Source organism: Microbacterium sp. NPDC077663 (genome assembly GCF_044542795.1).
Taxonomy (GTDB): Bacteria; Actinomycetota; Actinomycetes; order Actinomycetales; family Microbacteriaceae; genus Microbacterium.
Map to the genome: position 1 here is coordinate 159,321 of NZ_JBITVE010000003.1, position 24,934 is coordinate 184,254.

Annotated in this window: 32 protein-coding genes; 15 read left to right on the plus strand and 17 right to left on the minus strand. The window is 70.2% G+C overall.

The genetic code is table 11. The features are described from left to right. Positions 1-122: 122 nt before the first annotated feature. The 4 genes from ACIGEP_RS13460 to ACIGEP_RS13475 all read left to right on the plus strand — a co-directional run bounded on the left by ACIGEP_RS13460 (position 123) and on the right by ACIGEP_RS13475 (position 1,517). A complete protein-coding gene (locus ACIGEP_RS13460) occupies positions 123-509 on the plus strand; it encodes a YciI family protein (protein ID WP_396662141.1) in 387 nt (128 codons plus the stop codon). Positions 510-633: 124 nt separating this feature from the next. After that, positions 634-777 carry a hypothetical protein gene (locus tag ACIGEP_RS13465; RefSeq protein WP_396662142.1) on the plus strand — a complete coding sequence of 48 codons (144 nt, stop codon included), beginning with the start codon at positions 634-636 and terminating at the stop codon, positions 775-777. Positions 778-834: 57 nt separating this feature from the next. Beyond that, a complete protein-coding gene (locus ACIGEP_RS13470) occupies positions 835-1,239 on the plus strand; it encodes a VOC family protein (protein WP_396662143.1) in 405 nt (134 codons plus the stop codon). After that, the gene (locus ACIGEP_RS13475) at positions 1,236-1,517 is read left to right on the plus strand and encodes a winged helix-turn-helix transcriptional regulator (RefSeq protein WP_396662144.1); all 282 of its coding nucleotides are present in this window, start codon (positions 1,236-1,238) and stop codon (positions 1,515-1,517) included. The genes ACIGEP_RS13470 and ACIGEP_RS13475 overlap by 4 nt, the downstream gene beginning before the upstream one ends. Positions 1,518-1,526: 9 nt before the next feature. Here ACIGEP_RS13475 and moaA read toward each other — a convergent pair whose 3' ends face one another. After that, positions 1,527-2,612 carry a GTP 3',8-cyclase MoaA gene (gene moaA / locus ACIGEP_RS13480; protein WP_396662145.1) on the minus strand — a complete coding sequence of 362 codons (1,086 nt, stop codon included), beginning with the start codon at positions 2,610-2,612 and terminating at the stop codon, positions 1,527-1,529. Between the two features lie 138 nt (positions 2,613-2,750). Here moaA and ACIGEP_RS13485 point away from each other — a divergent pair, with 138 nt between their 5' ends. Then, a complete protein-coding gene (locus tag ACIGEP_RS13485; RefSeq protein ID WP_396662146.1) occupies positions 2,751-3,140 on the plus strand; it encodes a hypothetical protein in 390 nt (129 codons plus the stop codon). Here the strand turns inward: ACIGEP_RS13485 and ACIGEP_RS13490 are convergent. Genes ACIGEP_RS13490 through ACIGEP_RS13505 form a run of 4 tightly spaced genes read right to left on the minus strand, consistent with a single transcriptional unit; the run spans position 3,127 to position 6,116 of the window. Further along, the gene (locus ACIGEP_RS13490; protein WP_396662147.1) at positions 3,127-4,194 is read right to left on the minus strand and encodes an ABC transporter ATP-binding protein; all 1,068 of its coding nucleotides are present in this window, start codon (positions 4,192-4,194) and stop codon (positions 3,127-3,129) included. The genes ACIGEP_RS13485 and ACIGEP_RS13490 overlap by 14 nt on opposite strands. Further along, entirely contained in the window at positions 4,191-4,973 is a 783-nt protein-coding gene (gene modB, locus ACIGEP_RS13495; RefSeq protein ID WP_396662148.1) for a molybdate ABC transporter permease subunit, read from the minus strand. Before modB ends, ACIGEP_RS13490 begins: the two co-directional genes overlap by 4 nt. Beyond that, entirely contained in the window at positions 4,970-5,722 is a 753-nt protein-coding gene (gene modA, locus ACIGEP_RS13500; RefSeq protein ID WP_396662149.1) for a molybdate ABC transporter substrate-binding protein, read from the minus strand. The genes modB and modA overlap by 4 nt, the downstream gene beginning before the upstream one ends. Before the next feature lies 1 nt (position 5,723). Then, positions 5,724-6,116, minus strand: a complete 393-nt coding sequence (locus ACIGEP_RS13505) for a molybdopterin-binding protein (protein WP_396662150.1) — start codon at positions 6,114-6,116, stop codon at positions 5,724-5,726. Between the two features lie 126 nt (positions 6,117-6,242). On the opposite strand from ACIGEP_RS13505, the gene ACIGEP_RS13510 reads away from it, so the two are divergent. From ACIGEP_RS13510 to ACIGEP_RS13525, 4 genes are read left to right on the plus strand one after another with little or no spacing between them, the layout of a single operon-like run. After that, positions 6,243-7,022 carry a HesA/MoeB/ThiF family protein gene (locus ACIGEP_RS13510; protein WP_396662151.1) on the plus strand — a complete coding sequence of 260 codons (780 nt, stop codon included), beginning with the start codon at positions 6,243-6,245 and terminating at the stop codon, positions 7,020-7,022. Next, on the plus strand, positions 7,019-8,251 hold the full coding sequence (glp, locus tag ACIGEP_RS13515; protein WP_396662152.1) for a gephyrin-like molybdotransferase Glp: 1,233 nt from the start codon (positions 7,019-7,021) through the stop codon (positions 8,249-8,251). The genes ACIGEP_RS13510 and glp overlap by 4 nt, the downstream gene beginning before the upstream one ends. After that, the gene (gene moaC, locus ACIGEP_RS13520; RefSeq protein WP_396662153.1) at positions 8,248-8,733 is read left to right on the plus strand and encodes a cyclic pyranopterin monophosphate synthase MoaC; all 486 of its coding nucleotides are present in this window, start codon (positions 8,248-8,250) and stop codon (positions 8,731-8,733) included. The genes glp and moaC overlap by 4 nt, the downstream gene beginning before the upstream one ends. After that, the gene (locus ACIGEP_RS13525; protein WP_396662154.1) at positions 8,730-8,963 is read left to right on the plus strand and encodes a MoaD/ThiS family protein; all 234 of its coding nucleotides are present in this window, start codon (positions 8,730-8,732) and stop codon (positions 8,961-8,963) included. The genes moaC and ACIGEP_RS13525 overlap by 4 nt, the downstream gene beginning before the upstream one ends. Before the next feature lie 15 nt (positions 8,964-8,978). On the opposite strand, the gene ACIGEP_RS13530 is transcribed toward ACIGEP_RS13525, so the two are convergent. The 4 genes from ACIGEP_RS13530 to ACIGEP_RS13545 all read right to left on the minus strand — a co-directional run bounded on the left by ACIGEP_RS13530 (position 8,979) and on the right by ACIGEP_RS13545 (position 12,663). Continuing rightward, positions 8,979-9,404 (minus strand): molybdenum cofactor biosynthesis protein MoaE, encoded by a 426-nt coding sequence (locus ACIGEP_RS13530; RefSeq protein WP_396662155.1) that lies wholly within the window; start codon positions 9,402-9,404, stop codon positions 8,979-8,981. Beyond that, positions 9,401-9,889 carry a molybdenum cofactor biosynthesis protein B gene (locus ACIGEP_RS13535; protein ID WP_396662156.1) on the minus strand — a complete coding sequence of 163 codons (489 nt, stop codon included), beginning with the start codon at positions 9,887-9,889 and terminating at the stop codon, positions 9,401-9,403. Before ACIGEP_RS13535 ends, ACIGEP_RS13530 begins: the two co-directional genes overlap by 4 nt. A gap of 25 nt (positions 9,890-9,914) precedes the next feature. Then, positions 9,915-11,468 (minus strand): molybdopterin-dependent oxidoreductase, encoded by a 1,554-nt coding sequence (locus ACIGEP_RS13540; protein WP_396662157.1) that lies wholly within the window; start codon positions 11,466-11,468, stop codon positions 9,915-9,917. Between the two features lie 157 nt (positions 11,469-11,625). Then, positions 11,626-12,663 (minus strand): hypothetical protein, encoded by a 1,038-nt coding sequence (locus ACIGEP_RS13545; protein WP_396662158.1) that lies wholly within the window; start codon positions 12,661-12,663, stop codon positions 11,626-11,628. 240 nt (positions 12,664-12,903) lie between these two features. On the opposite strand from ACIGEP_RS13545, the gene ACIGEP_RS13550 reads away from it, so the two are divergent. Then, positions 12,904-13,947 (plus strand): GNAT family N-acetyltransferase, encoded by a 1,044-nt coding sequence (locus ACIGEP_RS13550; protein WP_396662159.1) that lies wholly within the window; start codon positions 12,904-12,906, stop codon positions 13,945-13,947. Between the two features lie 18 nt (positions 13,948-13,965). On the opposite strand, the gene ACIGEP_RS13555 is transcribed toward ACIGEP_RS13550, so the two are convergent. The 3 genes from ACIGEP_RS13555 to ACIGEP_RS13565 form a co-directional block, all read right to left on the minus strand. Continuing rightward, complete coding sequence (locus ACIGEP_RS13555) at positions 13,966-14,799, minus strand: MerR family transcriptional regulator (RefSeq protein ID WP_396662160.1); 834 nt, start codon at positions 14,797-14,799, stop codon at positions 13,966-13,968. Between the two features lie 104 nt (positions 14,800-14,903). After that, positions 14,904-15,053 carry a hypothetical protein gene (locus ACIGEP_RS13560; RefSeq protein WP_396662161.1) on the minus strand — a complete coding sequence of 50 codons (150 nt, stop codon included), beginning with the start codon at positions 15,051-15,053 and terminating at the stop codon, positions 14,904-14,906. Positions 15,054-15,129: 76 nt separating this feature from the next. Then, positions 15,130-16,080 (minus strand): alpha/beta fold hydrolase, encoded by a 951-nt coding sequence (locus ACIGEP_RS13565; RefSeq protein WP_396662162.1) that lies wholly within the window; start codon positions 16,078-16,080, stop codon positions 15,130-15,132. A gap of 123 nt (positions 16,081-16,203) precedes the next feature. Here ACIGEP_RS13565 and ACIGEP_RS13570 point away from each other — a divergent pair, with 123 nt between their 5' ends. After that, positions 16,204-17,220 carry an ATP-binding protein gene (locus ACIGEP_RS13570; RefSeq protein ID WP_396662163.1) on the plus strand — a complete coding sequence of 339 codons (1,017 nt, stop codon included), beginning with the start codon at positions 16,204-16,206 and terminating at the stop codon, positions 17,218-17,220. Positions 17,221-17,237: 17 nt separating this feature from the next. On the opposite strand, the gene ACIGEP_RS13575 is transcribed toward ACIGEP_RS13570, so the two are convergent. After that, the gene (locus ACIGEP_RS13575; protein ID WP_396662164.1) at positions 17,238-17,747 is read right to left on the minus strand and encodes a hypothetical protein; all 510 of its coding nucleotides are present in this window, start codon (positions 17,745-17,747) and stop codon (positions 17,238-17,240) included. A gap of 45 nt (positions 17,748-17,792) precedes the next feature. Continuing rightward, positions 17,793-18,974 (minus strand): NAD(P)/FAD-dependent oxidoreductase, encoded by a 1,182-nt coding sequence (locus ACIGEP_RS13580; protein WP_396662165.1) that lies wholly within the window; start codon positions 18,972-18,974, stop codon positions 17,793-17,795. A 335-nt stretch (positions 18,975-19,309) separates the two neighbouring features. Here ACIGEP_RS13580 and ACIGEP_RS13585 point away from each other — a divergent pair, with 335 nt between their 5' ends. From ACIGEP_RS13585 to ACIGEP_RS13595, 3 genes are all read left to right on the plus strand, one after another. Next, positions 19,310-20,662 carry a DUF222 domain-containing protein gene (locus tag ACIGEP_RS13585; protein ID WP_396662166.1) on the plus strand — a complete coding sequence of 451 codons (1,353 nt, stop codon included), beginning with the start codon at positions 19,310-19,312 and terminating at the stop codon, positions 20,660-20,662. Positions 20,663-20,763: 101 nt separating this feature from the next. Further along, on the plus strand, positions 20,764-21,567 hold the full coding sequence (locus ACIGEP_RS13590; RefSeq protein WP_396662168.1) for an alpha/beta fold hydrolase: 804 nt from the start codon (positions 20,764-20,766) through the stop codon (positions 21,565-21,567). Then, a complete protein-coding gene (locus ACIGEP_RS13595; RefSeq protein ID WP_396662169.1) occupies positions 21,567-22,004 on the plus strand; it encodes a GbsR/MarR family transcriptional regulator in 438 nt (145 codons plus the stop codon). The genes ACIGEP_RS13590 and ACIGEP_RS13595 overlap by 1 nt, the downstream gene beginning before the upstream one ends. 69 nt (positions 22,005-22,073) lie before the next feature. On the opposite strand, the gene ACIGEP_RS13600 is transcribed toward ACIGEP_RS13595, so the two are convergent. Further along, positions 22,074-23,324: an RNA polymerase sigma factor gene (locus ACIGEP_RS13600; protein WP_396662170.1), complete on the minus strand. Its 1,251-nt coding sequence runs from the start codon at positions 23,322-23,324 to the stop codon at positions 22,074-22,076. A gap of 7 nt (positions 23,325-23,331) precedes the next feature. Then, positions 23,332-23,760 carry a YciI family protein gene (locus ACIGEP_RS13605; RefSeq protein WP_396662171.1) on the minus strand — a complete coding sequence of 143 codons (429 nt, stop codon included), beginning with the start codon at positions 23,758-23,760 and terminating at the stop codon, positions 23,332-23,334. A 112-nt stretch (positions 23,761-23,872) separates the two neighbouring features. On the opposite strand from ACIGEP_RS13605, the gene ACIGEP_RS13610 reads away from it, so the two are divergent. Continuing rightward, a complete protein-coding gene (locus ACIGEP_RS13610; RefSeq protein ID WP_396662172.1) occupies positions 23,873-24,271 on the plus strand; it encodes a hypothetical protein in 399 nt (132 codons plus the stop codon). On the opposite strand, the gene ACIGEP_RS13615 is transcribed toward ACIGEP_RS13610, so the two are convergent. Continuing rightward, the gene (locus ACIGEP_RS13615; RefSeq protein ID WP_396662173.1) at positions 24,234-24,914 is read right to left on the minus strand and encodes a TetR/AcrR family transcriptional regulator; all 681 of its coding nucleotides are present in this window, start codon (positions 24,912-24,914) and stop codon (positions 24,234-24,236) included. The genes ACIGEP_RS13610 and ACIGEP_RS13615 overlap by 38 nt on opposite strands. Positions 24,915-24,934: the final 20 nt, after the last annotated feature.

Below are 24,934 nucleotides of genomic sequence, written 5' to 3' on the forward strand. Positions count from 1 at the left end.
TCCGTTCGCGCCATAGTGTCGTATTCGCAGGCCGCCGTTCGTGGACGGTATGGGCGACCCGAACGGATCGCGGCGACCGCCGCGCTGAGCCGCGGCCGCTATCTCGATAAGAGGAGACGACAGTGCCGAACTACCTGATCGCTTTCAATGACGAGTGGGTGCCCCCGCAGACCGCCGAGCAGCTGCAGACCAAGAGCCAGGCGTCGATGGCGGTGCTCGAGGAGATGAAGCAGGCAGGCGTGTTCGTCTTCGCCGACGGCGGCATCGACGCATCGACGGCGCTCTTCAGCGTGCAGCTGACCGATGGCGAGCCCGTGTTCACCGACGGCCCATTCGTCGAAACCAAGGAGCATCTCGGCGGGTTCACCGTGATCGACGTGCCGACCGACGAGGACGCACGCTACTGGGCCGGACGCCTCGCCCTCAGCCTCGACTGGCCGCAAGAAGTCCACCGCTTTCCGGGTGGCGTTGAGGAGATCATCGACCGGCAGACTGCCGAGGCCGAATGACCACTCCTTCGGCATCAGGCGAGGTTGCTCGCGCTTGAGGGAGCACGATGATCAATGTGACGTGGTCACGGTCGACACGTGTCAGGGTGACCCTGTCGCAGCTGTAGAAGAGAACGACCAGACGGTGACCATCACCGTCACCGCGACGAAGCGCTCCCAGGGTGACGCATGCCTCGACGACGTCCGAGTCGAGCTGGATCAGCCGCTCGGTGACCGTCAGGTGATCGACGGCGCCACCGGCAAGGCTCCGCCGGGGATTGAGGGCTGACCTGCCACCCGCACGTCACCCCTTGACGACGCACTTGCATTTTGCAAGTATCCCCGCATGAGCCTCTTCATCACGTGTCCCGTCGCCGATGTCGAACGCGCCACGGCCTTCTACACCGCCCTCGGATGGACTCTGAACGCAGACATGTCCGACCACAACGTGTCGTGCGTCGCGATCGCGCCCGACCAGTACGTCATGCTCGGCAGCCGGGAGATGTACGCGAGCGTCGGCGGCGTCGAAGACCTCATCGGTGGCCCCGACACTCCATCGAAGGTCACCGTCTCGTTCGACCTCGACAGCCGGGAAGCCGTCGACGCGATGATCGAACGGGCGCGAGCCGCAGGCGGCCGCGTCGGCGACACCGACGACTACCCCTTCATGTATCAGCGTCAGTTCGACGACCCCGACGGCTACCACTACTCCCCGTTCTGGATGAAGCCGGACGCCGACCAGACCTCGTGAGCGACCTCGCCGCCGCACTCGAGGTCGTCGGTTCGCGTTGGGCTCTGCTCATCGTTGAGCAGCTCCTCAAGGGACCGCAGCGCTACGGCGACCTGCAGCGTGAGCTGGGCGTACCGACGAACATGCTCGCGATTCGCCTCAAGGAGCTCGAAGCGGCGGGGGTGCTCCGCCGCCTCCCGCTGAAGCACAACACCCGCGCCTACGCCCTGACCGATCGCGGGCTCGATCTGGCAGAGCCGATTGCTGCACTGAGTCGCTGGGGGCGCGACACGATCTGACCTGCTCGGTCAGCCCCCGATCGCGTTCATCCCCCGCGCCGGCTGCAGGAACGACGGGTCGTTGATCGCGTGCCCGGGCAGCTTGCCCAGCACGCACGCGTGCAACACCTCGGAGATCACGCGACGCCGATCCTCGGGCGCGGCATCCACCGGCATCCCTCGCACCGCACTCGTCACGTCGTACTCGGTCAGCGAGAACAGGCAATTGCGGAACTGACCGTCGGCGGTCAGGCGCAGCCGGTCGCACGCGCCGCAGAACGGCGCGGTCACCGATGCGATCACACCGACCTCGTGCGGACCGCCGTCGATCCGCCACTTCTCGGCGGGAGCGCCGCCGCGGCCGGGCACCGGCTCGAGCGACCACCGCTCCGACAACGCCTCAAGGATCTCCTCGCGCGTCACCATCGCGCTCCGATCCCACGTGTGCCCCGAATCCAGCGGCATCTGCTCGATGAACCGCAGTTGCGCGCCCACCTCCATCGCGAACGCGACGAGGTCCACGAGCTGATCGTCGTTCACGCCCCGCATCGCGACGGCGTTGAGCTTCAACGGCTTCAGATCGGATGCCGCGGCTGCCGCGATCCCCTCGAGCACGTCATCGAGCCGGTCACGTCGCGTCAGCGCGGCGAACCGCTCGCGGTCGATCGTGTCGATGCTGATGTTGAGTCGCGTCAGCCCCGCGTCGATCAGGTCAGGCAGCACCTCGGCCAGCCGGATCCCGTTCGTCGTCATCGCCACCTCGACCGGACCCTCGGGTCCCGAGATCGCCGCAACCCGACGCACCACGTCGACGATGTCGGTCCGCAGCAACGGCTCGCCGCCAGTGAGCCGGAACGTGCGGATGCCGAGGCTCGCCGCCACCTCCGCGATCTCGACGATCTCGTCGGTCGTCAGGATGCTCGTGCGCGCCAGCCACTCGTTGCCCTGCTCGGGCATGCAATACGTGCAGCGCAGCGAGCACCGGTCGGTCAGCGAGATGCGCAGGTCGCGGTGCACACGTCGGTGCGTGTCGACCAGGCCGACGGCCGGATCTGGAAGAGCGCCCGACGGGATCTGCGGCGCGGCGCGACCCAGCGAGATCGGAACGGCCGTCACCGCTCTGTCCCCCCGTGGCATGCCATTTTCCGAGCCTAATCGGCGGCATCCACGGACGGGGCGAACAGAGCCGCCCTGGGCTGGGAAATCGGCACCAATCCCCGGCTCGACGCCGGATCGCGCGCTAGCTTCCGGCATATGAGCCTCCGCCGCGCCACCCTGCCGACCCTCGCCGCGATCGCACTGCTCCTGACCGCCTGCTCGCCGGCGGAGTCCGCCCGCGAGCAGACCGTCGCGGACCGACCGGAATCCGTCGTCACCGGCGCCGACGGCCAGATCGACGTCGCGACCCTGCGCTACGTCGGCAAGGCCGACGACTACGACGTCTATCTGGCTCGCGCGGCGGATGACGACGGCTCGCTCTGCCTGTCGCTCGCCCTCGACGACGTCTGGCAGACCACGGAGTGCGAGCCCGATTACGTGTCCATCCGGATCAGCGACACCGCCAGCGTCAACGCCGATCTCAGCTACCGCAGCGGCGAAGAACGAGACATGATCTCGGACAACGTCTGGGTCAGCCGGAAGTAGCCCCGCGAGCGTCCGGGATCGCCACGAACCGCACCCGCCCCGGGTCGACCTGCAACCACACCGTGTCGCCGACCGCGACCGCCGTCTCCGACACGTCGACCACACCTTCCGACGTCCGGACACGCGTCCCCGCGAGAGTCGGCTCCACCCCGACCACCGTCGCCGCCCACGCGTTCGGGCCCGCGCCATGCACAATCCGCACGTCGCACGGCCGGAACACGGCAGCGAGCGCCACACCCTCCCCAGCGGCGAGCGCCGTCGACGCGGCATCCGCGCTCGTCAGCACCTGACCCGTCGACCCCCGCCACACGCCGCGCGACGACACCCCCGGCATCCGATTCATGTCCGCCACCGAGGCGACGAAAGCGGATGCCGGTGCCCCCAGCACCTCGCGCACCGCGCCGCTCTGCACCACCGCTCCCGCCTCGACCACGAACAGTCGCTCTGCGAGGGCGACCGCGTCGCCGGCGTCGTGCGTGACGGCGACGGTCGTCGTGCCGGCGAGCTGCTCGCGCAGCATCCCCCGGATCGCGGACGCCGTGACGGGATCGAGCGCGACCAGCGGCTCGTCGAGCAGCACCACCTGCGGCGACGCCGACAGCGCCCGCGCGATCGCGACGCGCTGCTGCTCACCTCCCGACAGCTCGCGCGGCATGCGCGCGCCCGTACCGGCGAGGCCCACCCGCTCGAGCCACGCGTCGGCCTCGGCGCGCGCCTGCGCGGTGGGCATCCCCGCGGCGCGCGGCCCGAACGCCACGTTCTCGCGCGCGCTGAGGTGCGGGAACAGTCGCGGGTCCTGGCCGAGCAGCACGACTCCCCGGTGCATCGGCGCCGTGCGCACCTTCGGGGCGGCGACCCGCTCGACCGTGCGACCGGCGACGGAGATCTCACCGTCTTCGAGGGGCACCAGACCGGCGAGAGCCTCGAGCACCGTCGACTTGCCGGCGCCGCTCGGGCCCATCACCGCGATCGCCTCGCCCGCGGCCGCGTCGAGGGCGACGTCCACCCGGAACCGCGGCCGCTCCACGACGACCCGCGCCTGCAACCCGCTCATCGCACCGCTCCCGGCCGCCACCCGCGCACGAGCATCAGCACCAGCACGGCGGCGGCGAGAAGCAACAGCGCGAGCGCGACGGCGGTGCCCTGCGTCACGCCGGCGCCGTTGAACGCCGTATAGATCGCGAGCGGCATCGTCTGCGTCACGCCGGGCCGGTTGCCGGCGAACAGGGCGGTCGCGCCGAACTCGCCGATCGCCCGCGCGAAGCACAGCACGACACCGGCGACGATGCCCGGCGCAGCGAGCGGCAGCGTGATGCGCCGCAGGATGGTCCACCGGCCGGCTCCGAGCGCCGCCGCGGTCCGCTCGAAGTCCACTCCCGTCGACCGCACGGCGCCCTCGACCGCGAGCACCAGGAACGGCAGCGCGACGAACGTCTGCGCGACCACAACGGCGGGCGTCGTGAACGACAGTCCCCACCCGCCCAGCCACCCCTGCCGCCCGAACAGGTACAGCAGCGCGATGCCCCCGACCATCGGCGGCAGCACCAGCGGAACCGTCACCGCCGCGCGCAGCACCGCCGCCAGCCGCGGACCCGAGCGGGCAATGAGTAGCGCCAACGGCACCCCGATCACGACGCAGATCGCGGTGGCCGCCGCCCCCGTGCCCAGCGAGAGCCCGAGCGCCGCCAGCGCCGCGGGTGAGGTCACATCGGCGACGAAGGTCGACCATCGCACGCGGGCGATCAGCGCGACCAGCGGAAGGATCAGGAACGCCAGCCCGACGACGGCGGGAAGCGACAGGGTTCGCGGGACGTATCCGCGCGCGTCGCTCACGGCGCGCCGAATCCGCGGTCCGCGAGGATCTTCTGCCCGGCATCCGACAGCACGAAGTCGACGAACGCCTCGGCGGCGTTGGGGTTCGCGGCATCCGTCAGCGCAGCGATCTCGTACCGGTTCACGACCTCGTCCGCGCCTTCGGGCACGATCGAGCCGACATCATCACGCCCGACCACATCCGTCGCGTACACGAGGCCCGCATCGGCCTCGCCCGCAGCGACCTTGGTCAGCACGGCGGTCACGTTCTGCTCGAGGCTCGCCGCGTCGACCGTCACGTCCGCGCCCTCGAGCAGCCGAGCGGATGCCGCGCCGCACGGCACCTCAGGAGCGCAGAGCACCGTCACCACGTCCGACAGATCGGCGAGCGTCGTGACGCCCTTGGGGTTGCCTGCCGGGACGACGATCACGAGCGTGTTCGTCGCGAACACCGCGGGATCGGACGCGAACTCCGCCACGCTCGCCATCGTCGCCTCGTCCGCCGAGGCGAAGACATCGGCGGGCGCGCCCTCGGTGATCTGCGTCGCGAGGGTCGACGAGCCGTCGTAGACGGGACTGATCTGCACACCCGGATGCTGCGCCGTGAACGCCTCGGCCATCTCGTCGAGCGACGCCTGCAGGGATGCCGCAGCGTAGACGGTCAGCGAGCCCGAGACGTCGTCACCCGAGGCTGACGGCGCGGCTGCCGGGGCGGCACACCCCGTCAGTGCGAGCACGAGCGCGGCGAGCGCGACAGCGGAACGGCGCATGTCACTCCCCCGCCAGCTCGACCACGACATTCGTCGCCTTCACCGACGCCCGCGCGAGCGTGCCGACCTCGAGCTGCAGTTCGCGCACCGCCTCGGCCGACAGCAACGAGACGAGCCGGTGCGGACCGGACTGGATGTCGACCTGCGCCATCACCCCGTCGACCTGCACCCGCGTCACGATCCCGACGAACCTGTTGCGCGCGCTCGACCGGTGCTCGTACCCGTCGGCCGGGTCGTTCGCCATGTTCACCGCGAAGGCGGCGAGTGCTTCGCCGGGGATCTCGGCGGGCACGGCATCCGTCACCGGGAGCAGTCCCTGGTCTATCCATCGGCGCACGGAGTCGTCGCTCACACCCAGCAGTCGGGCGGCTCGGGAGACACGGTACGTCGTCATGGTTCGATCATGCCGCACCGGCGGCTGCCACGGGGCATATTGATCCGCATCTGCGGCGCGAAGCGCCTCGACGAGCCGATGACGCGGCACCGCCCCGGCATCCCTCTCCGCCCGTAAACTCGGGACATGCGCCCCCTGGTCGATCCCGTGCCCGAGCTGGATCCCGACGAGCGCAGGCGTACGGCGCGGCACACGGTGCTGAAGGGCATCGGCGACGAGGGGCAGCGCCGTCTCGCGAACACGCGCGTCGCCGTCGTCGGTGCGGGCGGCATCGGCTCGCCGGCGATCCTCGCCCTGGCCGCGGCGGGCGTCGGCGAGATCATCGTCATCGACGACGACACCGTCGAGCTGCACAACCTGCAGCGCCAGATCGCTCACCGCATCGAGGACATCGGCGTGCACAAGACCGAGAGCACCGTGCGCGCGGTCGCGGCCCTCTCCCCCGTCACGGTCGTCACCCCGGTCACGGCGCGTCTCGACGAGAGCAACGCGCAGAAGTTCTTCGCGGGCGCCGACATCGTCATCGACACGAGCGACTCGTTCGCCACCCGTCGCGCCGTCGCGGCGGCCACCGAGGCGCTGGGCCTGCCGCTCGTCTGGGGCGCCGTGCGCGAATGGCACGCGCAGGTCACCGTCTTCTGGTCCCGCCCGACCGAGGGCGACCCGGTCGTCCTGGGCGACCTCTTCGCCGTCGGCACCGAGGGCGATCCGCCGACCTGCGCGCAGGTCGGCGTGCTCGGCGCACTCTGCGTACAGGTCGGCGGCATCCTCGCCACCGAGGTCGTCAAGCTCGCGATCGGGGTCGGTCAGCCGCTCCTCGGGCGCATGCTCGTACTCGACTCGCTCTCGAGCCGTCAGCACGAGCTGCCGCTGCGCTCGGCCGCGACCGCGGCGGCCGGCGCATGAGCGGGCTCCGCAGCGTCGAGGACCAGCTCGCGCGCGTCCTGGCCGCGGTCCGCGCCCTGCCCGGCGAGACGGTCCAGGTCGGCGACTGCGCGGGTCGCACGCTCGCCGAGCCCGCCGTCGCAGCCCACGACATCCCCCTCTTCGACAACTCCGCGATGGACGGGTTCGCCGTGCGCGCCGCCGACGTCGCCTCGGCGAGCGCGGAACACCCGGTCTCGCTGCGCGTCGTCGCCGATCTGCCTGCCGGGGTGGCGACCGATCCTTCTCTCACGGCGGGCGAGGCGGCCCGCATCATGACCGGCTCGCCGACCCCGACCGACGCCGACGCGATCGTGCCGTTCGAGGACACCGTCGGCGGGCTCGCCGATTCGCTCGACCTCGTGCAGGTGCTCGTGGCCCCGGCATCCGGCGCGTTCATCCGTCGCCGCGGCGCAGACCTACGCTCTGGCGACGTGGTGATCGACGCGGGTGAGCGGATGGGGCCGTTCCAGGTGGCCGCGGCCGTCGCCGCCGGCGTCGACGAGGTGACCGTGGTCCGTGCGCCGCGCGTCGCCGTCGTGTCGACGGGCAGCGAACTGATCGCACCCGGCGAACCCGTCCGGCGCGGGCTCATCCCCGACTCGAACGGACCGCTCCTCGCACAGCTCGTCGTCGATGCGGACGCCGACCTGGTCCTGACCGCGCGCGTCGCCGACGACGGCGCCGCGGTCGCACAGGTCACCGCCGACGCCCGGGAACTCGGGGCCGACGTCATCGTCTTCACCGGCGGCGTCAGCGCGGGAGCGTACGAGCCGGTGCGCGCCGCCTTCGACGGCCACGGCGAGGTCGAGTTCACGAAGGTGTCGATGCAGCCGGGCAAGCCGCAGGCCTTCGGAACGGTGGGCGACGGATGCCTCGTGTTCGGCCTCCCCGGCAACCCGGTCAGCGTCGCCGTGTCGTTCGAGGTGTTCGTGCGGCCCGCCCTCCTCGCGATGCAGGGCCGCACCGACATCCGCCGCGCACGCCTGACCCTCACCGCCGCGGAGGCTTGGACGACACCGCCCGGACGCCGGCAGTACCTTCCCGCCGTCGTCGACCTCGCCGCACGCACCGTGCGCCCCGCGACGGCGGGCGGCTCGGGCTCGCACCTCGCGGGTGGGCTCGCACGGGCATCCGCTTTCGCGATCATTCCCGCCGAGGTCGCGAGCGTGGCCGTCGGCGACGACGTAGATGTCATGCTGGTGGGATGAGCTTTCCTCACCTCGATTCGGCCGGCCGGGCGCACATGGTCGACGTCACGGCCAAGAGCCCGACGGTCCGCACGGCGACCGCACGCGGGTTCGTGCGGTGCAGCGCCGAGGTGATCGCCGCGCTCCGCGACGGCACGGCGCCGAAGGGTGACGTGCTCGCCGTGGCGCGGATCGCCGGCATCCAGGCGGCGAAGTCCACTGCCGCGCTGTTGCCGCTGGCCCATGTGATCGGTGTGCACCGGGCATCCGTCGAGCTCGAGATCGTCGACGAGGGTGTCGAGATCGCGGCGACCGTCGGCACGGCCGACCGCACCGGCGTGGAGATGGAGGCGATCACCGCCGTCTCGGTCGCCGCGCTCGCGGTCGTCGACATGATCAAGGGACTCGATCGGGCCGTCGTGATGGAGAACATCCGCATCGTCGCGAAGTCGGGCGGCCGCTCGGGCGACTGGGTGCGCCCCGGCGAGGAGAAGCAGTCATGACCCTCGTGCGTTACTTCGCCGCAGCCGCCGAGGCCGCCGGCACCGAGAGCGAGGAGCGGTCCGAGGCGACCCTCGCCGAGCTCCGCACGGCCCTGCTCGACGAGCACCCGAAGCTGTGGTTCGTGCTGCCCGACTGCGCTGTGCTCGTCGACGGCGTGCGGACCGACGGCGACACCCCGCTCGCCGACGCGCGCCTCATCGACGTGCTGCCGCCCTTCGCGGGCGGGTGAGCCGACGGGCCGACTTCAGCCGCCGATGCCCTTCCAGGCCGTGGTGCCGTCCTCTTCGAGCTGACGCTTCCAGACCGGCAGGTCGGTCTTGATCGTCTCGATGATCGCGCGACACACCTCGAACGCCTCGGCACGGTGCTCCGACGCGACCGCGATCACGACCGCCGCGTCGCCGACGGCGAGGCTGCCGACGCGGTGGCTGACGGCCACGGCAGCCGATGCGTTCCCCGCCTCGGCCGCGATGCGATGCAGCGTCTCCTCGGCGTCGGGGTGGGCGCTGTACTCGAGACCGATGACGGCGGTCGCGGCATCCGGATCGTTGTCGCGCACCCGCCCGACGAACGTCGTCACGGCGCCGAAGCGCGGGTCCTCGACGGCGCGCAGGTGGGCGTCGAGGTCGAGTGCGGCCTCTTCGAGCCGGGCGATGCGGACGGTGTTCACGAGTGGTCGCCGCCCCTCACCTGGTCGAGCACGTGGGGGGCGACTGCGGCGATCACCGGGATGCCGGAGGCCACCGCGCGGGTCGAGCCCGGCAGATTGACGACCAGGGCGCCCTCGGGGTCGACGACACCCGCGATCCCCCGCGAGAGTATGGACATGGGGGTGTCGGCGAGGCCGACGCGGCGGAGCTCCTCGGCGATGCCGGGGAGAAGTCGCGTCACGACGCGCTCTGTGCCCTCGGGGGTCTGATCGCGCGGGCCCACACCCGTGCCGCCGGTCGTGACGATGAGTCGGGCGCCCGAACCCAGCGCATCGCGGAGCGCCTGCGCCACGGCATCCGCCCCGTCGGGGACCACGGCAGTGCCCGTGATCGCGATGCCGGCGGCGTCGAGGAGCGAGACGGCGAGGGGGCCGCCGCGGTCCTCGCGTTCCCCCGCGGCCGACCGGTCGGACACGGTGATGACGTAGGCGCGTACGGGGGTCACGTGCTCACCCTAGGGGGTCGCCCGCTCACGACGAGACGGTGATGAGTGACCGCTGCCACCCGCTCGAGCCGTCGGGCGCGATCGGCGCGCGCTCCTCGGTCTGGGTCTCGCCGTCCTTGTTGATCGCGCGCACCGCGACGTAGTGAGGGCCGGGCGTCGCATCCCACTCGAGCACCCACTGCACCCAGGTGTCCTCGTTGATGGGGGTCGACAGCTTCGCCGGCATCCAGTCGCCGTCGTCGATGCTGACCTCGACGCTGTCGATGCCGACGGTCTGCGCCCACGCGACACCGGCGAGGGGGACCTTCCCGGCCGCGACCGGGGTGCCGCTCTTCGGGGTGTCGAGGCGGGACGAGAACTTGATGGGCGCCTCCGCGGCGTATCCGCGCGGCGTCCAGTACGCCTCGTCGGCCGCGAAGGTCGTGATCTTGAGCTCGGTGACCCACTTGGTGGCCGAGACGTAGCCGTACAGACCAGGGATCACCATGCGCACGGGGAAGCCATGCTCCGGAGGCAGCGGTTCGCCGTTCATCGCGACCGCGAGGATCGCGTCGATGTTCTCGTCGGTACCGGCCGACAGCGGCGTGCTGGCCGTGTACCCGTCGACGCTGCGCGAGAGGATCATGTCGGCATCGGCCTTCGGGCCCGCCATCTTGAGCACCTCGCGCAGCGGCACGCCCTGCCAGATCGCGTTGCCGACGAGCCCGCCGCCGACCTCGTTCGAGACGCAGGTGAGCGTGATCGCGTACTCGTCGAGGCCCATGTCGAGCAGGTCCTGGAACGTGAGTTCGACGCGCTGGTCGACCATGCCGTCGATGACGAGTCGCCATGTCGAGGGGTCGACCGTCGGTACGGTGAGAGCCGTGTCGACACGATAGAAGTCGGCGTTCGGCGTGATTAGCGGGCTGATGCCCTTCACGTCGAGCTCCGCGCCCGCGGGGATGTCGATGGTCGTCTTCGGGGCGGGAAGCTTCACGGCCCGGCGGATGGCCTCGGCCGACGCGGTGGCCGCGCTGACGGCGCGAGCGGTCACGCCGACGATCACAGCGGATGCCCCGGCGATCGCGGTCGTCAGAAGGAAGCGCCGACGGTCGAGACCCTCGGCGTCACCGGTGTGGGAGTCCTCTCGCCAGCCTCGCAGCCAGCGTCCGAGCAGCAGCAGGATGGCGGCGGAACCGAGCGTGCCGAGCGTGGGCGGCAGGAAGGCCAGCGGCGTCGCGTCGGCACGGGTGACGATCGCCGCGCCCGACAGGATCCCGGCGGCGAACAGGGCGATCACGCCGATGGGCGGTCGCACGTATTCGAGGATGCCGGCGATGGCCGACGCGATCGCGACCGCGAGGCCGAGGCCTGCGAGCAGTGCGATCTTGTCGTACTCCCCGAAGGTCGTGATCGCGAACTCCTTCAGCGGCCGCGGCACGATGTCGACGACGAACGAACCGACCGCGAGGATCGGACTGGCCGTGCTCGAGAACAGGAGGGCTGCGATTTCGGCGATGGCGAGGAACACCGCGCCCGCGACGAGACCCGAGAGGGCGGCCCAGAGAATGAACCGTTTACCGCTGGTGTGAGTGCTCATGTCATCCCTTCAGTAGGTGTTCGGAGCGAACACGCGATCGGATGAACCGAGGCGGCAGCGCGTGTGGCGAACTGCTGTCTCTCACTCTGCCCTAAGGCGCGGACGGAGTCCCACTCTTGCGCATGCCGGGCAAATGCGGCATGCGTCTCGATCGGGCTCAGGTCGGAGCGCCGACGGGAAGGTCCTCGTCCATCGTGGGCGGGTCAGCGACGAGCGCAGCGGCCTGCTCCTTCGTCAGCGCGTTGGGGTACAGCTGCCGAGAGAACCTGCCGCGGGGATCGTCCTTGTCACGCGGGAGCTCGATGTGGGACGCCTCGATGATGCGGGTGAGCACGTCGGTCTCCTCGTCGCTGAGCTCCAGAGCCTCGCGACGCCGGAGGACGACCCTGCCGCGAGCCTTCGCGTCGTCGCCGAGGACGAGGATCAGGGTCCGCGGCGACCCCGTCCACCAGGGCTGCGCCATGAGCTCAGCGCGGACGACTTCCGTCCAGGGGATCGTCGTCGATCCGAGGCGGATGAGCCCGGAGTCGACGTCGACGTCCGCCTGTCGGTTGAAACGGCGGAAGAGGAGGAATGCGACGACCGCGGCGACAGCGATGAAGGCGATTCCGAGCACGGCGCCGTTCGATCCGTCGTCGAAGGCGAGGTAGAGCTGGCTGGCGCCACCGAGCACCAACAGCCCATATGGGACGAGTGATGCGCCGAGCAAGGTGCTGCCGAGCGGACCCCCGAGCGGATGCCACCCCGGCCCCGCATCCTCACGCTCTTCTGGGCGTTCTGAGCCCCGCGCCCCCAAAGACCTGCGGGCGCCGCGCGACAGCCGAATGAGCTGCACCCCGCTGGCACCGTATGCACTCACCAGGAAACCCCCGTACAGGACCCTCGACCACTCGATGTCGCCTTCGCTGATGAGCCAGGCCAGCAGGGCGACGGCGATCGGCAGCGGCGCGAGGAGGACGATCCCGACGTTGCGGAACGCGCGGCGCGCGCGCAGCCCCGCCGGTACGTCACTGTCCCGTCGCGCCCACCACTTCTCCGACCACGAGGATCGCAGCGTCCAGAGCACGCCGACCCCCATCCCGATGGTGCAGAGCGTCAACGCCACGGCTGACGGTATCGACCACAACGGCGTGGGCATGAGCCCGCCGGCCGCCACTCCGCCCGCGATGCTCGCGATGATGAGGACGATGCCCACGACCCGAGGCGAGGGGGTCGCATGCGACTCCCCCGAGATCTGACCGGCCACGTCAGAGCGGTCCCGGGCGGGCGGCGTCGTTCCGTTCGTCGATGAGTTTCTGCAGGCGCTTCTCGAGCGCGGCTCGTGTGTCTGTCCCCATGACCGGACACTAAGGGGCGGACGGCGGCAGGACAACGGGCTTGTCTCAGCGTCGGCGTGCGCGGTCGGGCCGTCGACGGCGTCGAGTAGTGTCGGCCCGTGACTCCCCTGCACCTCGCCGATCGGCTCGAGAAGACCCCTGAGCCCCAGCTGCCCTCGCACCCGACGATCGCGACCTGGCGGGCGGCGACATCCGCAGACATCGACGCGATCCACGCAGTCGTCAGCTCGGCCGACGCGGTCGACCACCCCACCTGGACCACGCCGCGGCAGGACGTCGCCGAGGCATTCGAGTCGAGCCACATCGCGCCAGCCCGTGACACCCTGGTCGCCGTCACCGCCGACGGCGAGATCGTCGCGACCGGTGTCAGCGCACTGCATCCCTCCCGCGCCGGCGGGATGCTGTCGGTCGACCTCAGCGGAGCGGTGCACCCGGAATGGCGACGCCGCGGCATCGGCACCGCGCTGCTGCGCTGGCTCGACGCCCGCGCCCGGCAGCAGGTCGCACGGGCGGCGCAGTCGCTGGAGAACGGCGGGTCCGAGGGGCGACTCAAGGTCTACGTCGAGGAGACCAACACCGACCACGCGGCCATCCTCGCCGCCCAGGGGTACACGGCCGAGCGATGGTTCTCGACGATGGAACGCGACCTCGCCCAGCCCGTCGTCGCGCTCGACGCCCCCGACGGGACCTCGGTCGTCCCCTACGACCGGGCTCGGGATGCCGACGCCCTGGCCGCGCGCAACGACGCGTTCCGCGACCACTGGGGAAGTCTTCCCTCGAACGAGGAGCGCTGGCAGCAGTTCGTCGGCGGCGAGTTCTTCCGCCCCGATCTGTCGCGGATGGCTGTCACCGACGATGGGCAGATCGTCGCGTTCTGCCTCGCCTCGGTGAATGAAGAGGACTTCGCGGCGCTCGGAGCATCCCACGCCTACATCGACCTGATCGGCGTCATCCGATCGCACCGCAAGCGGGGGCTCGCGCCGCTGGTCATCGCGGCGGCGCTCGACGCGATCCGGGCCGAGGGGCTCGAGCGCGCGGTGCTCGACGTCGACACCGACTCCCCGACGGGGGCGAACCGGCTGTACGACAGTGTCGGATTCGTCGCGACCCAACGGGTCGTCGCGATGGTCCGGCGGCTCTGACCTCGACCGACCCTGAGGTCAGACGTTCCCGCCCGCGAACGGCCAGGCGACGGTGAGTCGCAGGGGCTCGTCGTCGCGAGGAGAGTTGTGCCAGATCTCCCGCGGGGGCCCGACCGGGGTCGCCCCGGCATCCACGATCCAGGCGTGCACCTCGTCGTACAGCGCGAGGATCTCGGGAAAGAAGGTTTCGCGGCCTTCGGCGTGACGGAGCGCGACCTGTCCCCCGGTCAGCCGGTAGCTGCGGACGCCGTCGGCCTCATCCATGAGCCCGTCGACGGGGAGGACGATCTCGAGCGGACCGTCGGAGTCGTCGGTGACGGGGGCGTGGAACACCCCGAACGGGTCGCCGGTCGGGCGCAGGCCGTTGCGCGCGGCGAGATCGCGCAGGCGGCCGACCTCGGTGTGGATGACCTCGTCCATCTCGTGCGGCGCCATCCGACGCATGACACTCATCACCGGGCGATCGGCTTCGATCGCGGTCTCGACAGCGAACATAGGGGTCTCCTTCGTGAGATGCAGGCGCGCTCGGGTGAGCACGACGGCGTTGGACTCATTGCGACGATGCATCGCCTGGATCGCGTCATCGAGCAGAGCGACCGCGGCGGCCGGATCGTCCTCGGCGGCCGTGATGATCGCCGCGATCCGATCGAGCGACAGATCGGCTGAACGCAGCAGCGCGATCAGCCACCCGGTCGGCACCTGATCGGCCGAGTAGTAGCGGTATCCGGTGCTCTCGTCCACGCGGCGCGGCTGCAGCATCCCGCGCGCGGCATAGATGCGCAGGGCCTTCGCCGACAGCAGCGTCTCCGCGCCGAATCGCCCGGCGGTCATCCACTCGTCATGTGCGGTCACGTGCTCAGCCTCGACCATGCCCCTGGGGCGAGGTCAAGCGGCGATAGCGTGAGCCTGCGGCGAGCTCGTCGCACCGGTCGTTCGAGGAGGACCGTGCGCTGACCTCAGGCCTCGTCTGTCTGGCGGCGAGCTGCTTCCGCCTCCGCGCGATCCGCGAGGCCATCGCGCACCCCGCGTCGGACGGCGATGTACGTGACGTACCCCCAGACCGCGAGCAGCGTCGCGCCGAGAACGGCTGCGGTGAACGGATCCATCCTGTCCTCCTCTGTACATGCCACGGATGACCCACCTTGCCAAACCCGCCCCAGCCAGTCGATCCCGCGAAGAGGATCAGAGAGTCGGTTGCGCGGCGAAGGCGCGATCGATGAGCGCGAGGACTGCGGCGGGTCTTTCGACCGCAGCGAAGTGCCCGACGCCAGGGATCGTGGTCTCAGCGAAGTCCGCGATGAGCGCCGACAGGGCCGCCTCGTCCGCCGCGCCCACGAAGACATCGCGGTCGCCGCCTACGGCCCGAACGGGACAGCGGATGCCGCGCCACGACGACTCGTCGTAGGCGGCGGCCGCGCGCGCAGCAGCCACGAACGATGCGGGTCGGATCTCCGCGGCGAGCGCCCGGATCACCGTCGGGTCGATATCGCGCGGCGCCGCGAACAGTGGCGAGCTCAGCACGCGGAGCAAGCCCTCACGCTCGAGGACGCGCAGAAGGCCGGGCGCCGCGCCGCCCAGGCTGCGCAGGAACCGCATCGCGAGAAGCATCCCGGCGAATGCAGGCAGACGCCGCCCTCCTCGGACCGGTCGCCGCACGGCGTCGAAGACCGCCGCGCCAGACGGTGACACGAGGATCACCGTGTCGGTGAGCTCCGGGGTACGGGCGGCGATGTCCAAGGCCAGCGCACCGCCGAGAGAATGCCCGACGAGGATCCACCGCCGGTACCCCAGCTGCCGGACGACCTCGAGGACGGCCATCGCCGTGCGTGCGATGTCGACACCCCCAGGCGGAGGCGCACTCTCACCCCAGCCCGGGAGGTCGAGCGCCACGACGTTCGGCACGGGCCTTCCGCTGAGCTCGGCCTCCCTGAGCAGAGGAGTCCAGGTCGTCCACGACCCGGCAGCGCCGTGCAGGAGGACGGTGGCCACAGGGCTGCGCCGAACGCCGACGCGCGCCGAGACGACGCCGATCGCCGTCGACACCTGGACCGCCCGAAGCCCCGCGGTCTCGGCATCCGTCGTCAGTCGAGTCCGCGCCGTCGACGCCATCTTGCAGTCGTCAGGTCCTCTCACGGTGGTGATTCGTTGCGGTGACGTCATCGGATCGGCGCGGGTGCACCACCGTTCCATGCACGTCGATGGACCGAACTGCTCCTAGGCTGGGCCCACACACCCTTGGGACGGGACGGGGCGATCATGAGGACACGAACAGATGCCCTCGAGGCGTGGGAGGAGCAGGTCGCGCTCTTCGCCATCGTGAAGCTCGACCCCGACGGGGTCGTTCGGGGGTGGAACGCCGGCGCCGAGGCGCTCAAGGGGTACGCGGCCGACGAGATCATCGGGGAGCACTTCTCGCGCTTCTACCGCGAAGTCGACCGCGCACGCGACCTGCCCGGCGCGCTGCTCGCGAAGGCTCGGAAGAACGGGAGCGTCGAGGACCGCGGCTGGCGCGTGCGCAACGACGGCTCGGAGTTCTGGGCTCACGTGACGATCACGGCGATCCGAGACGCCGACGAGGTCACCGGCTTCGTCAAGATCGTGCGCGACATCAGCGGCGAGAAGCGCGCCGAGGACGAGCAGGTGTCGCTGCAGCGCACCTTCGCACACGACCTCATCTCGCCCGTCACCGCCCTGCGCGGATACCTCGACCTGCTCGAAGACGACCTCGGCGGCGACAATCGATATCTCCGCCTCGCGATCGAGACGAGCGAGCACCTCGCCGCGATGGCGAGCGCCCTCATGGCCGAGGCGTCGCGGAACGCCCGCGAGGATCAGCGCACGTTCGACGTGTCGCTCGTCGTCCGCGGCGCGGTCAGCGTCGTCCTTCCGGCGGGCGCGGCCGACCGCATCCACTACGGCCGACTCGACACCGCCCACGTGCGCGGTGATGTGCTCGCCCTACGCCGCGCCTTCGCCAACGTCATCGAGAACGCCGCCCGGTACTCCGACGGTGCCATCCGGATTGACGTGGTGCGCGGAGATGACCACGTGGTGATCCAGGTCGCCGACTCGGGCCGCGGCATCCACCCCGACGACATCGAGCGCGTCACCGCATCGGGCGAGCGCGGCAGACTCGCGGATCCCGACGACGGCGGGTCAGGACTCGGCCTGGCGAGCGTTGCGGCGTCCGTCGCTGAGCACCCCGGCACCCTCACGATCGACAGCGAAGTCGGCGTCGGGACGACCGTCACCATCGCCCTGCCGGTCGCCTGACCCGACCGCGGCGCGCGTCAGTCCACTTCCTCGATCGTGGCGCAGTCGGGCGCGACGACGAACGAGGCATCGCTCCTCGCCTCCACCAGCCGTCCATCGAGCCAGTACCGGAGGACGTAACCGGACGATCGGTGAACGTCACCGCCCCCGACCGGAGCGACGGCGAACAGCACCGTCATGTCTGTGCCGGCATCGACCACCGTTCCGCGGACGTCGATCCGGCGGTCCCAGACCTCGGGGTCCGGAGGATAGGCGTCGGTCCCGAGGCTCGTGGTGTTCTCGATGGGGACCAGGTAGCTCTCTCGAAGTTCGAGACCTTCGGGATCCACAAGCTCGACGGAATCCATCAGGACCGCCGCGGCGTCCGACGCCTGCGCGACATCCCCGAACGTCACCATCTCCGCGTCGGATGAGATGCAGACCTCGTACCCGCTGCCGAGAACCACTGGAGTCTCGGAGGAACATGCGGTGAGAGCCGTGGCGATGACGAGGCCGCCGGCCGCAGCGAACACGAGGGAGCGGCGCATGGGCTCACCCTGGCACACTCGCGCACCGGCCGCACGCGTGCGTGCTCAGCCGATGCGGGTGCGCAGCGCCTCGGCATCCGTCTCACCGTCGACGAGCACCGCCCGGGCCAGGTCGCGGGCATCCTCGACGTTCCAGAGCAGCACGCCGACGGGGGTGCCGGAGTCGTCCCGGTAGTAGACGACCGTGCGATCGTCGTCGAGATCAACGACGAGCGGGTCCTTCTCGGGGTCGAGGGTGCCGACCGCCTCCCATCGGACGCCGAAGACGGCCGAATAGAAGTAGGGCGTGTGCGTGTAGGGCAGCCGTTCCCCGGCCATCGACCGGCCGACGGCGGCGCCCATCTCGTTCGCGTTGTCGACGTGCTCCACACGGATGCGTCCGAGGATCGGATCGGGGTACGACGCGATGTCGCCCGCCGCCCAGATCGCCTCGTCGCTCGTCACGAGGTGCTCGTCGACGACGACTCCCTCCTCGACCTCGAGCCCGGCCTGCTCGGCGAGGTCCGTCACGGGGTCGGCCCCGAGTCCCAGCACGACGGTGTCGGCGGGACGCTCGTCGCCGCCCTCGAGCACCACGTGCAGGCGGTTGCCCTCAGTGCGGACCTCCTCGACGCGGGAGTTCGGGCGCACCTCGACCCCGCCATCCCGGAACAACTGCTCGTAGCGCTGCGCCAGTTCGGGCGGGAACGTGTCGTCGCCGAGGACACCCGAGGGGAAGAGGAGCTCCGTCTCCACGCCGTTCTGCACGAGCGCGGCCGCGATCTCGGCACCGATGTAGCCGCCGCCGATCACGACCGCCCGGCCGCCCTGCGCCGTCAGTTCGCGCAGCCGCCGGTAGTCCTCCGCTGATCGGAAGAAGAGCACGCGATCGTCCTCGGGTGCAGGGATCTCGCGCGGCTTCGAACCGGTCGCGAGCAGTAGCCGTCGGTAGCCGAGCTCATGTCCGTCGCCGATCGACACGGTCTTCGCCTCGCGGTCGATCGACGTGACGAGCGTCTCGAGACGCACCTCGGCACCCGTCGCCTCCTCGGTCCCGAGAGGGACCTGGTCCCACGTGAACTCGGGGTCGGTCCAGAGCTTCTTCGACAGCGCCGGCCGGGTGTAGGGCGGGTCGATGTCCGCGCTGAGGATGCCGATCGTCCCGTCGGGATCCAGTTCCCGGATGCCGCGCGCCGCCGCATCCGCCACCATTCCGCCGCCGACGATCAGATAGTCGTAGGTCCTCATCGCTCACTCCGCTCCAGGTCGTTGCGGCCACGGTAGGCGGGGCGATGGGGATCCGTGGCGGGGTTGCGTGTGGGGGCGAGGGCGGTTAGGTGGGGGCGAGGATGGGTGGGCGCGGATTCGGAGATGTACCTCGGATTCGGCCCGGATTCACGGTGGCGATCCGAATCCGGCGGATTCGTCCGAATCCGGCACGTGGGTCGTCCTCGGGAGATCTTGAGGCGACCCGACACGTCGGCGGAAAGATGAGAGGACTCTCATTGACGGGGTGTGCATAACCGGTGCTTTCGCGCGGTTCTGAGGGGGTGGATGTCGGTGGCCGGTGGCAGAGTTCAGGTATGACGGATGCGGTGAAAAACCCTGGTGGTGAGGACTATCTCGCCTCCTTGGCGGGTATCGTCGCGGACGCTGGCGACCTGGGTCTGGAGCTTGCTCGCGTGCAGATCCGTGAGCTCCGGATGCTCGCTGCGGCGGGCCGGTTGGCGGAGGCGCAGGTCGCCCAACGGAACGCTCGCGTGCAGGTGCACGACATGGCGTTGCGGTCGATCGCGGCGGAAGTCGGCGGAGTGATGCGCGTGACCGATAGGACCGTGCAACGCCGCATCGGAGAAGCCCGGACGTTGATCGAAGGGTTCCCCGTGACGGTCGAAGCGTGGGAGCAGGGACGGATCGTCCGCGGCCACGCCTTCTTGATCGTCGAGACCGGAACCTCGCTGCCCGCGGAACTGTGGGCGGAGTTCGAACAGGTCGCGATCACCCGGTGCGAGCAGGACACCCCGAACCGGGTGCGAGGGGAGTTGGAGATCCTCGCGCACCGGATGCACCCCCGCTCGTTCGCCGAACGGCACGAGGAGGCGGCCGCGACACGGTGCGTCCGGCTGGTTCCGGGGCGCGATGGGATGAGCGATCTGATCGCGACTCTCCCGACCGTGATCGCCGAGGGGATCCACGACCGGTTGACGCAGCAGGCCCGGGCGATCATCGACACCCGCGACGAACGCGCCGCAGCGCACGCCGTCGGCCGTGACGACGCTGCCGACGTGATCGCGACCGACCACCGGTCCACTGACCAGGTACGCGCGGACGTGTTCGCCGACCTCCTCCTCGCCGGAACCCCCGCGCTCGACGACACCCGCGACACCACCGCCGGGCCACTGGGGGCGATCCGCGCCCGCGTCCAGGTCCTCGTGCCCGCCGTGACACTCATCGGAGACGACGACGGCCCCTGCGGCCTGACGGGCCGGTCGCCCATCGACCCGACAAGCGCACGCACCCTCGCGGGAGGCACCGGGATCTGGGAGCGCCTGTTCACCGACCCGACCAGCGGGGTCACCCTGTCGACGGACTCCTACCGGGTCGCGTCGGGGATGCGCCGGTTCCTGCAAGCGCGCGACCAGCATTGCCGATTCCCCGGATGCCGGGTCGCCGCGATCCGCTGCGAGGTCGATCACACCCACGACCACGCCCTCGGCGGGAAGACCGAACTCTCCAACCTTGCCCACCTGTGCCAACGGCACCACTCGATGAAGCAGTTCACCGCCTGGCGGGTCCGACAACTGAAGGGTGGCGTCCTGGAATGGACCTCACCCCTCGGCAGAACGTATCGCGAAGACGCACCCACCCCGGCCGTCGCCTTCACCCCCGCCGAACCACCACCGCCCGCATCGCCAGCGGGACCCGCACCCTTCTGAGGCGAGTCTGGCTTCCCCGCCTCACTCTGCTCTGCCGTGGACTGCCGAGCAGAGACCCACCCCCGCACTATTCTCAGAAAATGATGAATTTGAGTCGACGCATGGATCGTCCGCGTTCCGTCATCGCGTATGCGGACTCGGGCGATCATGGTGTTCCGGTGGTTCTGACTCATGGTGCGGGCCTTGATCACTCGATGTTCGAGGTGCAGGCCGCCGCTCTCATCGACCATGGCTATCGCGTGATCGTCTGGGATATGCGCGGGCACGGACAGTCCACGCTCGCCGACGGGGCCCGCTTCGCGGCTCGGGACGCGCCCGGCGACCTTGACGCTCTGCTCCTCGAGTGCCGGACGGAGCGAGCGATACTCGTGGGCCACTCGCTCGGAGGAAATGTCGTGCAGGCTTTCGCGCGTGAACATCCCGATCGAGTTCGAGGCATCATCGTCATCGACTCCACGTGGAACGTCGGCCCACTCTCGATGGTCGAGCGCCTCGCGCTTCGTGTCGCCGCGCCAGCTCTGGCGCTCGTTCCGGCCCGGCAGTTGCCGAGTCTGATGGCGCGGGCCTCGGCAGTGACGCCAGAGGCTGTTGCCCGGGCAGAGGCGCTGTTCGCACGGATGCCGAAGTCGAGATTCTTGGACGTGTGGAAAACAACGGTGTCGTTCGTCGATCCCGAGGTTCAGACTCGCGCCGACGTGTTGCTGGCCCTCATCCGTGGTGCTGATGACCGCACGGGAAACATCGCGAGCGCAATGCCTCGATGGGCCGCCTTCCAAGGCGTCGCCGAGCATGTCATCCCGAGGGCTGGGCACATCGTGACGTGGGACGCGCCTGAGCAGAGCACGCGTGCACTCCTCGGCATCCTCGAGGAGTGGACAAGCGCGGACTTGGAGAGGCGACCGTGATGTCCAGCGACCAGCATCAGTTCATCAACGCCATGGGAGACATCCTGGCGACCTGGCATCTCTCTCGGTCTACCGGACGCGTGTACGGCTATCTTCTTCTGCGGGGTGAGGCGTCGAGTTCGGAGCAGTTGCGCGAAGCCCTCTCCCTGAGTTCAGGTGCCGTCAGCGCTGCTGTCCGGGAACTCGTGTCCTGGGGGTTGGCGAGGACGCTCCCACAGCCGGGTAGCAGGAGGCTGCTCATCGAGGCTGCCGGCGGGTTCGAGCAGCTTCTTGCGGCCAGCCACGAGCGCACCCGTACCTTCATCCGGACACTCGAAGCCGCCGAGCGTCTATCGGACAGCCCGAGCGCCGCCGCGCGACTCCGCGACGTGACGGACCTCTTCACCACCTACGTGGACGCGGCAGAGCATGCACTGCGAGCCAGGCGACAGACGTAACGCACTACGACCGTCGTTCGTCGCGGATCCGACTCGCACAGCGCGGCCGCCGACCTCTCGCCGCCCCGACTACGCCCCCGCCTCCAGGCTCGCCGCCTTGTTCCGCAAGACCCCCTGCTGAACCGTGTTCGCGGTCAGCTCCGCCGCCGCCAGCAGCTCGGCACGTGCCTCCGCCACCCGCCCCAAGCGGGCCAGCAACTCACCCCGCACACTCGGGATCACATGCGACCCCCGCAGCGCGCCCGACCGCTCGACATCCTCCACGATCGCCAACGCCTCCGCCGGGCCGACCGCCATCGAGACCGCCGCGGCCCGGTTCAGCTCCACCATCGGACCGGGCGCAACCCGCCCGAGGATCTCGTACAGGAGCACGATCCGGCCCCAGTCGGTCTCCGCCACGCTCGGCGCCAGCGCATGACACCGGGCGATCTCCGCCTGCAAGGCGTACGGGCCGCGAACGATCCCGCGCGCAGCGGCCGCGGCATCCGCTCGTCCTAGCTCGTCCACCGCCCGGGCGATCTGCCCACGATCCCATCGCGACCGGTCCTGATCCGCCAGCAGCACCGCACCGCCCGACGCGGACTCCCGCGCGGCGAACCGCGACCGCTGGAACTCCATCAACGCGAGCAGAGCCAGCGCCTCGGGCTCGCGGGGCAACAGGCCCGACACCACCCGCCCGAGGCGGATCGCCTCGTCCGCGAGATCCGGACGCACCCACCGGTCGCCCGCAGTCGCCGCGTAGCCCTCGGTGAACACGAGATAGATGACGCCGAGGACGGCACCGAGGCGCGCTCTCCATTCCGACGGGTCGGGGGTCTCGAACGGCACCCCCGCCGCCGACAACGTCTTCTTGGCCCGCGTGATCCGCGCCTGCACCGTCGGCACCGACGTCAGCAGCATCCGCGCGATCTCCTCCGTCGTGAGCCCCGCCACCACCCGCAGCGTCAGCGCGACCTGAGACTCGCGCGACAACGCGGGATGGCACGCGGTGAACACCAGCCGGAGCATGTCGTCGTCGATCGGCTCCCACTCGGCATCCACCGCCTCGTCGAGCTCCCGCGCGATCCCGGCATACCGGCCGTCGAGCGCAGAGCGGCGGCGCCAGGCATCCACCGCCCGCCGCTTCGCGACCGTCGTCAACCACGCGCCCGGGTTCGCCGGCACGCCGTCGCGCGACCACGCACTCAACGCCTCCACCAGAGCCTCTTGAGCGACGTCCTCGGCGAGGCCGAGGTCGCCCGTCATCTTGGCGACGGATGCCACGATCCGCGCGCCCTCGATGCGCCAGACGGCCTCGACCCCACGCCGAGCATCACTCATGATCGGATCAGGCGCCCGCGCTCTCGGCCTGCTCGCCGCGCCAGCCCTTCTCCTTCTGGATGTACTCGTTGTCCGCGTAGTCCGCGAAGTCCGACTCGTCGGTCACGCGACGCACCTCGAGCTTGTTGCCCGGCGTCAGCGGCGCCCGCTTCGCCCATTCGATCGCCTCTTCGGCGGTCGCCGTCTGCAGGATCCAGAACCCGTTGAACAGCTCGTGGATCTCGCCGTAAGGGCCGTCGCTCACGACCGGCGTCTCGCCGGAGAAGTCCACGACGTACCCGGCCTCGGGCGCAAGACCCTCGCCCGCGACGAGCACGCCCGCCTTCATCATCGCCTCGTTGTATGCGCCCGTGGCGTTGATGACCGCCTCGAAATCCATGTTCTCGTAGTTCTCCACGGCTGCCTGGGTGGCCCGCATGATCAGCATGTGCTTCATCGTCTTCTCCTCAGTCCGGGGACGCGATCTCGTCCCTCTCACTATCGCGTCGAACGGGCCACGAAGAAATCGACATCACCCGCGAAATTCTTTGGCGCCTTACCGTGGACACGTGCGTGCCGCCGAGAATCCCCGACGAACGATCGTCCTGATCGTCTCGCTCAGCCTCGTCGCGGCGGCCATCCTCGCCTACGGCCTCCGCGTCGCGTGGCTCATGGTGCTCGCCGACGAGGGCGACGTACCGCCGGCATCCGCCCTCGCGCTCCCGACCACGGTCACCGTCTCGTCCGAGACGATCGGATGCGGCAGCGGCGGGTGCTCGCGCACCCTCACCCTGACGCCCACCGACGGCACGAGCGCCGAGGAACTCGCCGACGATCTCGGGACGACGCCGCAGCTGTTGATCGCCGGGAACGTCTTCGATCCGCGCACCATCTCGGCGTTCGCCACCACCAGCGACGGCGAGCTCGTCGTCACGCTCGACTACTCGTCGACTCCGTACGTGCCGTGACGGGTCGTGCATCTCCCAGCACCGATTCACGCGGCTCGAGCACGGCCGCGACGATCGCCTCGATCGCGAACTCCGACGCGGGACCCAATTCGATCGCGCTCGGATCGAGCAGCCACTGCACCTGTAGGCCGTCCATGACCGCGAGGATGCCGGCCGCACCGGCGGCGATCGATCCCGGAGATGTGATCCCCCGCTCCACGCACACCCGCTCGAAGGCGGTCGTGACTTCGAGCCGCAGGTTGCGGTACCGCTCCTCGAAGTAGGCCCGGCCCGGGTGATCGTCGGTCACCGACTCGGCCGAGAGCACCGCGAACGCCTGCACGATCCCGGCGCGGCGCGCATTCGCGAAAGCCGTTCGCACGAGGTGCCGGAACAGGTCGATCCCCCCGGGGATGTGCTGATCCTCGAGGTCAGCGACGTCCGTCTCGTCACGCCGAGTCAGCACCTCGAGCAGCAGCTGATCCTTCGACCCGAAGTGGTGGAGGATCCCCGCGTGCGTCATGCCGACCTGGTCGGCGATGTCCTGCAGCGTGCCACCCGAGTACCCCTTGGCACCGAAGATGTCGAGCGCGGCATCCAGGATCACGCGACGGCGCGCGATCGTCTCGGGCCGCGACCGCGGCTGGCGACGGACGTCGACCATGTTCCACCTCTTCCTCGATG

Excerpts from the sequence above, each read along its gene's own strand:
- ACIGEP_RS13585 (WP_396662166.1), top strand. The coding sequence starts at position 19,310 with ATGACGGATGCGGTGAAAAACCCTGGTGGTGAGGACTATCTCGCCTCC.
- ACIGEP_RS13470 (WP_396662143.1), top strand. The coding sequence starts at position 835 with ATGAGCCTCTTCATCACGTGTCCCGTCGCCGATGTCGAACGCGCCACG.
- ACIGEP_RS13485 (WP_396662146.1), top strand. The coding sequence starts at position 2,751 with ATGAGCCTCCGCCGCGCCACCCTGCCGACCCTCGCCGCGATCGCACTG.
- ACIGEP_RS13525 (WP_396662154.1), top strand. The coding sequence starts at position 8,730 with ATGACCCTCGTGCGTTACTTCGCCGCAGCCGCCGAGGCCGCCGGCACC.
- ACIGEP_RS13510 (WP_396662151.1), top strand. The coding sequence starts at position 6,243 with ATGCGCCCCCTGGTCGATCCCGTGCCCGAGCTGGATCCCGACGAGCGC.
- ACIGEP_RS13560 (WP_396662161.1), bottom strand. The coding sequence starts at position 15,053 with ATGGATCCGTTCACCGCAGCCGTTCTCGGCGCGACGCTGCTCGCGGTC.
- ACIGEP_RS13580 (WP_396662165.1), bottom strand. The coding sequence starts at position 18,974 with ATGAGGACCTACGACTATCTGATCGTCGGCGGCGGAATGGTGGCGGAT.
- ACIGEP_RS13595 (WP_396662169.1), top strand. The coding sequence starts at position 21,567 with ATGTCCAGCGACCAGCATCAGTTCATCAACGCCATGGGAGACATCCTG.
- glp (WP_396662152.1), top strand. The coding sequence starts at position 7,019 with ATGAGCGGGCTCCGCAGCGTCGAGGACCAGCTCGCGCGCGTCCTGGCC.
- ACIGEP_RS13605 (WP_396662171.1), bottom strand. The coding sequence starts at position 23,760 with ATGAAGCACATGCTGATCATGCGGGCCACCCAGGCAGCCGTGGAGAAC.
- ACIGEP_RS13540 (WP_396662157.1), bottom strand. The coding sequence starts at position 11,468 with ATGAGCACTCACACCAGCGGTAAACGGTTCATTCTCTGGGCCGCCCTC.
- moaC (WP_396662153.1), top strand. The coding sequence starts at position 8,248 with ATGAGCTTTCCTCACCTCGATTCGGCCGGCCGGGCGCACATGGTCGAC.
- ACIGEP_RS13600 (WP_396662170.1), bottom strand. The coding sequence starts at position 23,324 with ATGAGTGATGCTCGGCGTGGGGTCGAGGCCGTCTGGCGCATCGAGGGC.
- ACIGEP_RS13615 (WP_396662173.1), bottom strand. The coding sequence starts at position 24,914 with ATGGTCGACGTCCGTCGCCAGCCGCGGTCGCGGCCCGAGACGATCGCG.
- ACIGEP_RS13570 (WP_396662163.1), top strand. The coding sequence starts at position 16,204 with ATGAGGACACGAACAGATGCCCTCGAGGCGTGGGAGGAGCAGGTCGCG.
- ACIGEP_RS13505 (WP_396662150.1), bottom strand. The coding sequence starts at position 6,116 with ATGACGACGTACCGTGTCTCCCGAGCCGCCCGACTGCTGGGTGTGAGC.
- ACIGEP_RS13590 (WP_396662168.1), top strand. The coding sequence starts at position 20,764 with ATGGATCGTCCGCGTTCCGTCATCGCGTATGCGGACTCGGGCGATCAT.
- ACIGEP_RS13575 (WP_396662164.1), bottom strand. The coding sequence starts at position 17,747 with ATGCGCCGCTCCCTCGTGTTCGCTGCGGCCGGCGGCCTCGTCATCGCC.
- modA (WP_396662149.1), bottom strand. The coding sequence starts at position 5,722 with ATGCGCCGTTCCGCTGTCGCGCTCGCCGCGCTCGTGCTCGCACTGACG.
- ACIGEP_RS13490 (WP_396662147.1), bottom strand. The coding sequence starts at position 4,194 with ATGAGCGGGTTGCAGGCGCGGGTCGTCGTGGAGCGGCCGCGGTTCCGG.